General features: G+C 33.2%; 9 protein-coding genes and 1 pseudogene. 2 read left to right on the top strand and 8 right to left on the bottom strand.

Annotation, left to right across the window (positions count from 1 at the left end; genetic code table 11):
- The coding region (locus LDL23_RS05550) for a cbb3-type cytochrome c oxidase subunit I (RefSeq protein ID WP_291264822.1) at positions 1-796 on the bottom strand (796 nt) is incomplete at its 3' end.
- A gap of 17 nt (positions 797-813) precedes the next feature.
- The gene (locus LDL23_RS05545) at positions 814-1,245 is read right to left on the bottom strand and encodes a cytochrome c (RefSeq protein WP_026726070.1); all 432 of its coding nucleotides are present in this window, start codon (positions 1,243-1,245) and stop codon (positions 814-816) included.
- A gap of 153 nt (positions 1,246-1,398) precedes the next feature.
- On the opposite strand from LDL23_RS05545, the gene ric reads away from it, so the two are divergent.
- Positions 1,399-2,121: an iron-sulfur cluster repair di-iron protein gene (gene ric / locus LDL23_RS05540; RefSeq protein ID WP_291264821.1), complete on the top strand. Its 723-nt coding sequence runs from the start codon at positions 1,399-1,401 to the stop codon at positions 2,119-2,121.
- Positions 2,122-2,242: 121 nt separating this feature from the next.
- Here the strand turns inward: ric and LDL23_RS05535 are convergent, their stop codons facing one another.
- The 6 genes and pseudogenes from LDL23_RS05535 to menD all read right to left on the bottom strand — a co-directional run bounded on the left by LDL23_RS05535 (position 2,243) and on the right by menD (position 9,259).
- The gene (locus LDL23_RS05535) at positions 2,243-3,520 is read right to left on the bottom strand and encodes an alginate export family protein (RefSeq protein ID WP_291264820.1); all 1,278 of its coding nucleotides are present in this window, start codon (positions 3,518-3,520) and stop codon (positions 2,243-2,245) included.
- Positions 3,521-3,548: 28 nt separating this feature from the next.
- Positions 3,549-4,142 (bottom strand): SCO family protein, encoded by a 594-nt coding sequence (locus LDL23_RS05530; protein WP_291264819.1) that lies wholly within the window; start codon positions 4,140-4,142, stop codon positions 3,549-3,551.
- 23 nt (positions 4,143-4,165) lie between these two features.
- Positions 4,166-4,951, bottom strand: coding sequence for a formylglycine-generating enzyme family protein (locus LDL23_RS05525; RefSeq protein ID WP_291264818.1), 786 nt, complete (start codon positions 4,949-4,951; stop codon positions 4,166-4,168).
- Between the two features lie 25 nt (positions 4,952-4,976).
- A pseudogene (locus LDL23_RS05520) lies at positions 4,977-5,288 on the bottom strand (cytochrome c); the annotation flags it as partial.
- A gap of 141 nt (positions 5,289-5,429) precedes the next feature.
- Entirely contained in the window at positions 5,430-6,899 is a 1,470-nt protein-coding gene (gene nirK / locus LDL23_RS05515; RefSeq protein ID WP_291264817.1) for a copper-containing nitrite reductase, read from the bottom strand.
- 707 nt (positions 6,900-7,606) lie between these two features.
- Positions 7,607-9,259, bottom strand: coding sequence for a 2-succinyl-5-enolpyruvyl-6-hydroxy-3-cyclohexene-1-carboxylic-acid synthase (gene menD, locus LDL23_RS05510; protein ID WP_291264816.1), 1,653 nt, complete (start codon positions 9,257-9,259; stop codon positions 7,607-7,609).
- A gap of 77 nt (positions 9,260-9,336) precedes the next feature.
- On the opposite strand from menD, the gene LDL23_RS05505 reads away from it, so the two are divergent.
- The gene (locus LDL23_RS05505) at positions 9,337-9,831 is read left to right on the top strand and encodes a GNAT family N-acetyltransferase (RefSeq protein ID WP_291264815.1); all 495 of its coding nucleotides are present in this window, start codon (positions 9,337-9,339) and stop codon (positions 9,829-9,831) included.
- Positions 9,832-10,000: the final 169 nt, after the last annotated feature.

Here is a 10,000-nt window from a genome sequence, read left to right as displayed (position 1 = left end):
CTAAGAATGCTAATGGTTCTAATGCTGAGAAAATTCCACCTACAATTAACCAAATTTTATTTACTCCGATGTAGTAGTAATGGTGACCTGTTCCTAATAAACCTGAAAGGAATGTCAAACCAACGATTACGTATAACCATTTCTCAATAACTTCTCGGTCAACACCTGTAAGCTTGATTAACAAGTACGATAAAATACCGCCCATGATTAGTTCCCATACACCTTCAACCCATAAATGTACTACCCACCAACGGAAGAATGAATCCGTTACTTGGCTATCGAACCAAATCATACCTGGTAAATATAATAAGGCAGCAAAAACCAATCCCATTGTTAAAACTAATGAAGTTGTAGTTCGTCTTTCTGCTTTGAATAAAGTGGTAAGGATTAATCCTAAGAACAATAAGACATTGATTACTACTAAAACATCTAATTCTCTTGGAATTTCAAGAAATTTTCGACCTTCCCAAATATTAAAGTGATAGCCAACGATTGCTAAAACGCCAACAACAGCTAATGAAATCAACTGCACATAAGCCAATTTGACATTGACTAATTCTCGTTGTGCTTCTTCAGGAATGATATAATAAGCGGCTCCCATGAAACCAGTTAATAACCAAACTACTAATAAATTCGTGTGAACAGCTCTTGCTGTATTGAACGGAATAAAATCGTGAAGACCATCCATTCCAATTCGGGCAAAGCCCATAATAAAACCATAGATAATTTGTAATGCAAATAATAACATGCATAATCCAAAGAACCAATACGCTACTTTTTGTGATTTATATTTCATATCTTCTAAATTTTGGATTATTCTTCTTTAGCTAAAGGTGAAACCACGCGTTCAAACCCATTCAAATCAATGTTTCCTATCCATTTGAAATAGGCAATTACAGCTTCGGCATCGGCATCGTTCATTTCGTATTTTACCATTTTTCTGCCTTTTGGTCCCCAAGGAATTGGCGATTGTAAAACGGCTTTTACATAGCCTTCTCCTCTTCTTTCGATTACTTTGGTAAGTTCAGGTGCGTAGTAGCCTCCTTCCCCAAGTATGGTATGACAACCCATACAATTATTCGATTCCCAGATTTCCTTTCCTCGAATAACTTTTGCATCAATCTTATCATGATAAGTTTGATCATTTTTAGGCATGAACGAGTAAATGGTTAAGCCGATAAAGACTAAAAAGGTTACTACGGTTCCTCCTAAAAAAAATGCTCGTGCTTGTGATTTTGATAACATATTTTAGATATTAGTTAGAAATTATAAAGGATATTTTTATCCTTTAATTAAGTACAAAATAACTGCCAAAAAAAAACATTCGTTATGATTCAAATCATACTATGAAAATTAAATTAAGGATAAATTTGTCTTTTATTTAAACAATACATTATTATGGTAATAGATTCAAACAAAACAGTGGGAAACATAGTAGCAGATGATTATAGAACTGCAGGTGTTTTCAGTCAACTAGGTATCGATTTTTGTTGTAAAGGAAACCGAACAATCGATGAAGTATGTGCAAAAAAAGGCATTGATAAATATGCGCTTTTAGACGAATTAGAACGTGTTACGGCAAACAACAACAATCAAGGAATCGATTTTAAATCTTGGGAATTGGATTTGTTAATTGATTATATTGAGAAAAAACACCATCGATATGTGGAAGAAAAAATTCCGCAATTGCTATCGTTTTTACTTAAGTTGGAACAAGTACATGGTGCTCACCATCCAGAACTTTTTGAAATTAAAAAATTATTCAAAAGAAGTGCGGATGAATTAACGCAACACATGAAAAAAGAAGAGTTAATTCTGTTTCCGTTTATCAAAAAAATGGTAGAAGCTAATCGAAATAATACACCCATCAACAATCCTGGATTTGGTTCTGTAGCCAATCCTATTGCCATGATGATGGAAGAACATGAAAATGAAGGTGAACGATTTGAAAAAATTGTAGAATTATCAAACAACTACACTCCACCAGCAGATGCTTGTAACACGTACAAAGTAACTTATAAAATGTTACAAGAATTTGAAGCGGATTTACATGCGCACATTCATTTAGAAAATAATATTTTGTTTCCAAGTGCCATTGTTTTACAAGATAAGTTTTATTAGTTAATTAGGTTCTTTAAAAGGAGTCGTTTTGGTAAACAGGACGATTCTTTTTAAAGTAAAAGGACTGCTAAAATAATTAGCAGTCCTTTTTTAATTAAAAATAACCCTATTTATAATTAATCTATTTTTTGTAGGTAAATAATTGCGGATTAAATGAAACCATTACCCATGCCCAATTGTTTCCATTTGAATTGTTTCCTCCTTTTAAAATTTCCATAGTGTCGCTGGCAAACATTTTGGAAACACCACCCGATATTACAAAGTTTTTGTCGATTTTGTAAGTTGCTGTTAAATCGATTTCTGTACCTAAATAACTATCTTGCTCTTCTAAAGTAGTCATGTTGTAAACCGATGCAGCGCTATAAAATAAGTGAGGCGCTAACGTTACTTGCCAATTGTTCTTGTCGTAAATGAATTTGGTATAAAAATCTTGTAATCCAACCGAATTTTTATGATTTCCGACATAGAAATAATCCATTAAACCATTAAATCCGTGATTGGTTCCAAATAAAGGTGTGAACGATTTTACTTTAGTATCGGTATCATTTTGATCTTTTCCAGATAAATATTCGAAACCTAATTCGGCTTTGAAAGGATTGGTGAATTTATATCCCAAATTAAATCCCGCATAATACGCACCAACAGCAACTTTATCATTAGTTACAGCAGCTTCACCTGTTTGAGCGTACAAACCGAAATCACCATAAAATTTTGAAACATCCCATTTTCCATAAGTTCCGAGAGTTTGCAAATAGGCAACTTGAAATTTATTTTCTACCAAATTTTCATATTGATAACCATTATTCAATGCTAAAAAGCTCAAACTAAATTTTGAAAATTTTTGGTTGAACCAAATGAATTGCATGTTTTTATAGTTCGTCACATAAGCCGATTCGTACAAGGCTTCGTTGTTATTATTTAACGCTGCACCAAAATCCAATTGGTAGCCATTTTTCTTATTGGTAACCAAAACGGCATCGTGACTTTGACCTTGTTGTAGCCAATCGATTCCACCCATAATTCTTTGATTATCATAAGAAAGCACTTGTCGCCCGAATTTTGCTGTCCAATTCGTATTGAAATCATACGAAATCCAAGATTCGAATAAAGCTACTCCGTTTTTATCGGAAGGAGAAGTCGTTGCTACATCGCCCCAAACTCTGACATTTTGAAACGATACATTGGCTTTAAATTTTTCTTGCTTGTAGAAGAAATTCATTCTTGAGCGTTGGGAAACAAATGAAGTAGGATAAAAATCGTCTTTCATTAATTCTTTGAAACCATTTCGGTATTCAAATCGAGGTCGAATTTGTAAGTTGACTTCTAACTCTTGAGCAAAAGAACCTACGGTTGAAATTGCAAAAGCAACTGCAACTAACATTTTATTTTGAAGTTTCATGTTGTATTGGATTTATATTGGGAAGCCACTACTCTATTTTAGCCGCTTCTTCTTTGATTTTTGAAACCGTTTTATCGTAACTAACTCCTAAGCCTTCTTGTTGGAATGCCAATTCGCCTTCTGCATTAAATACACTGATAATATTGGAATGTGAGAAATCTATCGGAGATATTTTTTTATAATTTACGGCTAGAACTGCTGCGAATTCTCTGGTGTTTTCTTCATTTGAACGCAAGAAAACCCATTGATTTCCTGTCATTTTATTTTCGATAGAGAAATCTTTTAAACGTTTTGGAGTATCCACCGTTGGATCAATACTTACTAAAACCAATTGGACTTTGTCTTTGTATTCTTCTGGTATTTTAGCTTCAATATTTCGCATATCGGCAACTAATCTTGGACAAGCTGATTTACAAGAAGTATAAATCATCACCATAACAAGAACTTTTCCTCTTAATTCTTTTAGTTCAATATCTTTTCCGTCTTGATTGGTCCATTTTTCAGGCAAGTTGTAAATTGATAAATCGGTTATTGGTTTATCTTTTATGTCTTGTTTTTCCTCTTTTGCATTACATCCGATTAATAAAAGGGAAGCAATTACGAATAAAATTATCTTTTTCATGACTATTTTTTTTAATTGAAAACTCAATTAGCGATGTTTTTGGCACATCGGAAACCTAAATTTTTTGTTGTATAATTTGCTTTTATACTGCCTCTGAAAGCGTAACGCATAAAAGCGGCATAATTCATTAAATCGGAGGCATTGACAGAACCACTTCCGCAGAACAAATCTTTATCGGTATCTTTATCTTTTCTGGATTCTCCTGATAAAAAAATGCTATTGAAATCAAAAGTCCATTCCCAAACCAATCCGTGCATATCGTAAACACCCCAGTAATTTTTGAATGTTTTCCCTACGGAATTGTTATAGGTTTTGTTTTTTTCGTACCAACTCAAGATGTATTTATTGAATTCTTCTTTTGAACGAGCGTCTTTTCGTTTTTCATCTGCCATGGCTACATATTCCCATTCGTCTAAAGTGGCTAATCTTTTACCTTGACATTCGCAGTATTCTTTAGCTGAAAACCAAGAAACGTTAGTTACAGGCGCATTTGCATTTAATTGTCCGAAACTTAAATCGCCACTCCATTCTGATAAATAAGTTGTATTGGCAAAAAGACGTTTGATTTTTGATTTTCGGTAAGCCGGATTTTTTTTCAAAAATTCTAAATATTGTTGATTCGTTACCGGATATACATCTAACAAAAAGGATTTGATGTTCACTGGTTTCTTATCTGTTGTTCCATATAACGGAACGTAACTCCCTGCTCCAATGGTTACCATATCTTCGGGCACCTGAGAAAAAGAAATGGAAACCCAAGATAATAAAATTAGGCAGTAGTGAAATCGTTTCATAAATTGAGCTTCCATTCTTCAGTTTGTTTATTGTTTATACTTATTTTTTACCTCTTTGTGCTTTTACCATAGCTGGAGTAACTTTGGTATTGTTATTTCCCCAACTGCTGTAAACATAAGTCAGTACATCCGCTACTTGTTGGTCGCTTAATCCTTGACTAGTCATCGCACTATTGAATTTTTTGCCATTTACAGTAATAGGTCCGCTTAATCCGTTTAATACCACTTTAATGGCTCTGTTAACATCTTTATTTAGGTAATCAGATTTTGCTAAAGGAGGAAACGCATTTGGAATTCCTTGTCCGTTTGCCTGATGGCATGCGATACATGTTTTACTAAAAATTGCTTTTCCTTTATTTACATCCTGAAATGTCACTACTTCAGATGTTTTAGTTGTTGGTAATTTAAAACTGATTAAAGTTCCGGTTACGATAAGTGCGATGGCACTCAATACTATTTTTTTCATTTTGTATTTATTCTATTTATTTGATTATTATTCGTGCATATCTTTTGATTTTGGAGCTGGTTTTGCTCTTTGTGTTTTAACCATTTCAGGAGTTACTTTGGTTTTGTTATTACCCCAACTGTTATTCACATATGTTAAAACATCTGAAATCTCTTGATCGGTAAGGTTTTGACTAGTCATTACTGAATTGAATTTTTTACCATTTACTGTAATTTCGCCACTTAATCCATGAAGTACTGCATTGATTGCTCTGTTTGGATCTGCATTTAAGAAATCAGATTTTACTAATGGAGGGAAAGCACCAGGAATACCTTGACCTTCTGATTGGTGACAAGCGAAACAAGTTCTTCCATAAATATTTTTACCATCGGCAATTTGTTGGTCTAATGTTTTGTTTACCACTACTTCTTTTCCATTACCTGATTTTGGCATCGTTTGAATAGTTCCTCCTTCTGGGTGATAAATACCTTCTTGTGTTGTACCTGAGTAAATTTTAGCATTTTCAGCACCTTCTACTTTTAACATTCCTAATGCTCCTTTGTTGAACGCTCTGAAGATGGAGTGATCCACTAAAATGAAAGTTCCTGGAACATCTACTTTAAATTCTACGATAGCAGAACCACCAGCAGGAATTAATGTTGTTTGAACATTTTTATTGATTGCATCGCCACCTTCAATATGAACTCTGTCGAAAATCTCTCCAATAACGTGGAACGAAGAGACTAAATTTGGTCCACCGTTACCCATGTAAATTCTAACGGTTTCACCCACTTTAGCGGTTAACGCTTTGTCACCAGTTAAAGCACCAACTTTCCCATTAAAAACTACATAATCAGGATGTTCATCAACGGCTTTTGTCATGTCGAAAGGTTGCATTCCTGGTTCTCCATTTTTTCCTTTGGTATAAAAATCACCTTGCATTACGTAGTATTCTTTATCAACTGGAGGTAAACCACCTTCTGGCTCTACCAAAATTAATCCGTACATTCCGTTTGCAATGTGCATCCCTACAGGAGCTGTAGCACAGTGGTACACATATAATCCTGGATTGATACATTTAAAATTAAAAGTTTTTTCATGTCCCGGTGCTACTAAAGAAGAAGCAGCTCCACCACCTGGACCTGTAACGGCATGTAAATCGATGTTGTGAGGCAATTTGTTGTCTGGGTGATTTTTCAAAGTAAATTCTACTTCATCACCTACTCTAGTTCTAATAAAACTTCCTGGTACACTACCACCAAAAGTCCAGTAAACATATTTAACACCGTCGGCCATTTCTCCTTCGATTTCTTTAATTTCCATGTTTACAATTAATTTTTTAGCAGGACGATCTCCAACAGGTTTTGGTACAAATGGAGGCGCTGTTAATTCTGCAATCATTTCATCACCAACAGAGATATCAGCATAGTTGGTTGTTGAGTCACCGTTCTGTTTACATGCAATACTTGCTGCACAAGCCACACACAATACAAGAACTCTTTTAATAAAATTACTCATGGTAGAAAAAATTAGTTTTAAATATTGGTTTCAATAATAGTTTCGTTACTATCATTTTATAGGTCAAAATTAAAGGACAAAAACATCCTTTAATATGATAAAAATCATGTTTCGAAAAAAAGTTAAAAAAATGAAAATAAAATTAAGTTTAAAGAAAAAAATGAAAATGAGTTCTAAAATTCTAGATTAATTTATTTTTAAAGAAATTAACTTAATAATATTAGTTATTAAAAAGAAGAGAAGAATGTAATGCTAATATAAATTATATTTAACTAATGTGACTTAGATAAAATAAACAACAAAGAAAATGATTCATAACCAGCATAAGTTTCTATTTAAAAATTCCAAAAGCAACTTTCTCAAATTTTCTTTAAAAAATTCATTTTGTCTCTACTCTACTCCACAAAAAACTCTTTAAAATAAATATTTTATAGGTTTTATCATTTAAGTTAATTATTTAGTTGGCACTCAAAATTTATATTCAGATATAACTTATACTTCATAATTTACTTTTGATACGGAAATCAATTTTGCACTATTAGCTGTTATAGTATATAAAATGAAATCATTTTTGGCTATACTTAATTAAAATATCCAATTATTAATAGTGATTATCATTAATATTTAAGTGCTTTTTTTAGACAAATACGGCATCGAATGGATGATTGATTTTGATTCAAAATATAAAGGAAAAATATAAACGAAAATTACTTCAACCTTTTAAAAAACTCTAACAAAATTCCATTATTTTCTTTTTCTGGAGTGAACACTTCTAAAATACTTGGTTTTTCGTTTTGGCTTAAGAATTTAGCATATTGTTGTTGTAAAGTAGCTTCATTATTCGCTTCAAAATAATCTAGTCTATACATTTTAGCTAAATGTGAGGCGTTTAACTGATGAGAAGTTTCAAAATACGTGTTAAATGTTTCCGTTTCTTGATGTCCTGGTAAAATTCTAAAAATACCGCCACCACTATTGTTTAATAAAATAATCTTGAAGTTTTTTGGAATGTAATTGTTCCACAAAGCGTTACTGTCGTATAAAAAGCTAATATCGCCTGTAATCAACATCGTTGGTAAATAAGACGCTGAGGCTGCTCCTATTGCCGTAGAAGTGCTTCCATCAATTCCACTTGTCCCGCGATTACAAAAAACTTGCACGCTTTTATCTAAATCAAACAATTGTAAATAGCGTATCGCCGAACTATTGCTAACTTGCAATTGGTAGTTCTTTGGCAGATTATGGCAAATAAAATCAAACACTTTAAAATCCGAAAACGGAATTTTTGATGTGTATTCTTGGTGTTTTACTACCCTATCTTTCCAAATGTTGGAAATGCTAGATTTATATGAACTCTCAATCGTATTTTCATTCAATAACTGACTCAAAAAGGTATTGATTTTAGTTTCAAAATGATTCGTAAGTGCTCCAAACGTATCATACGCACGTAAATCGTCTACATGCCAATGATGCGATGGTTTGTATTTTCGCAAAAACGCTTTAATACGTTTCGAAACCACCATTCCACCAAAAGTCAACAAAATTTCAGGTTGAAACGCTTTGAAATCTTCATCCGTGAAAGGTGTAATCAACGTATCAATTTGGTCGATGAAAGTTGGATGATGTAAATTCGATGTTTTTTCGGTTAAAACTACAACACTTGGGTCATTCGCTAAAATATCCAAATATTTTTGCTCTACTGAATTTGGAAACAACTCCCCTACTAAAACCAATTTCTTAGTCGCTTTGTTCCAAGTTTCAACCGTTGAATTTCCTAGTGAAAAATGCTTTTCTTCTTTATTAAAATCAACAATTTCAGGATGCACTTGTAATTCGGAAACCGTTTCATACAAAGGTTCTTCAAAAGGTGCATTGATATGAACTGGCCCTCTTTGGGTAATCGCAACATGCAAAGCCATTTGAATGTGATTGTCGTTTTCAGTTGATACATTTTCTTGCAAATTTGCATTATACAAACTGTGATTCGCAAAAACATTTTCCTGACGAATGGTTTGTCCGTCACCAATATCAATTTTATTTTGTGGTCTATCGGCTGAAATAACTATCAACGGAATTTGGCTGTAAAAAGCCTCAGCTATTGCAGGATAATAATTCAGTAGAGCCGAACCCGAAGTACAAACCACAACAACGGGTTTTTGAATTTGTTGGGCAATTCCCAAAGCAAAAAATGCAGCACAACGTTCGTCAGCAATACTGTAACATTTGAAATATGGATTATTTGTAAATCCAATAGTCAATGGAGCATTGCGCGAACCTGGTGAAATTACGATATGTTGGACTCCTTTTTGTTGGCAAATTTCGATAATGCTTTGCGCTAAAGGAATTTTTGGATACATCATTTTTAAAAAATAACTGAACTACAAAGTTACGAAGTTGAAAAGGTTTTTAGTACTTTTACTACGTAATTTCTTTGCAAATGGAGATAAAAATTAGAGACTATCAAATAACAGATTGCCCAGCCATTTTAGACATCATTAACGATGCTATTTTGAATTCGACTGCTTTGTACGATTACAACGTTCGAACTTTAACTACACAAGAAGCTATTTTTGAAGAAAAACTTCAGAAAGGTTTTCCTGTTATTGTTGCCGAAATGAATAATGAAGTCGTAGGCTTCGGTTATTATAGTGAATTTCGTTTCAGAGAAGCGTATAAATTCACAGTAGAACATTCCGTTTATGCGAATAAGAATTGCATTGGTAAAGGCATTGGTAAATTATTACTGACCGAATTAATCGAAAGAGCCAAACAACAAAACCTTCACACGATGATTGGCGTTATCGATTCTGAAAACACCAACAGTATTGATTTTCATAAAAAGTTCGGTTTCGAAGAAGTTGGATTTCTTAAAGAAACAGGCTTTAAATTTAACCGATGGTTGCATTCCGTTTTTGTGCAAAAGATGCTTTAAAATTAGTCGCAGTTCATAGTCGCAGTAACAATTGTAAAACCTTACACTGAAAACTGCGACTGGAAACTGAAAACTAAATTATTTTCCTTCAATCCAATTTACGATTTCAGCATCTGTAGGCAACGTTCTTGGCGAAACTACTTTTGCTAATTCACCGTTTTCATTGATT

This window comes from Flavobacterium sp., assembly GCF_020217025.1.
Lineage (GTDB): Bacteria > Bacteroidota > Bacteroidia > Flavobacteriales > Flavobacteriaceae > Flavobacterium.
This window is presented reverse-complemented; position numbering and strand designations above follow the sequence as displayed.

Coding starts and splice junctions, on each gene's coding strand:
- LDL23_RS05545 (WP_026726070.1), bottom strand. CDS start 1,245: ATGTTATCAAAATCACAAGCACGAGCATTTTTTTTAGGAGGAACCGTA.
- ric (WP_291264821.1), top strand. CDS start 1,399: ATGGTAATAGATTCAAACAAAACAGTGGGAAACATAGTAGCAGATGAT.
- LDL23_RS05535 (WP_291264820.1), bottom strand. CDS start 3,520: ATGAAACTTCAAAATAAAATGTTAGTTGCAGTTGCTTTTGCAATTTCA.
- LDL23_RS05530 (WP_291264819.1), bottom strand. CDS start 4,142: ATGAAAAAGATAATTTTATTCGTAATTGCTTCCCTTTTATTAATCGGA.
- LDL23_RS05525 (WP_291264818.1), bottom strand. CDS start 4,951: ATGGAAGCTCAATTTATGAAACGATTTCACTACTGCCTAATTTTATTA.
- nirK (WP_291264817.1), bottom strand. CDS start 6,899: ATGAGTAATTTTATTAAAAGAGTTCTTGTATTGTGTGTGGCTTGTGCA.
- menD (WP_291264816.1), bottom strand. CDS start 9,259: ATGATGTATCCAAAAATTCCTTTAGCGCAAAGCATTATCGAAATTTGC.
- LDL23_RS05505 (WP_291264815.1), top strand. CDS start 9,337: ATGGAGATAAAAATTAGAGACTATCAAATAACAGATTGCCCAGCCATT.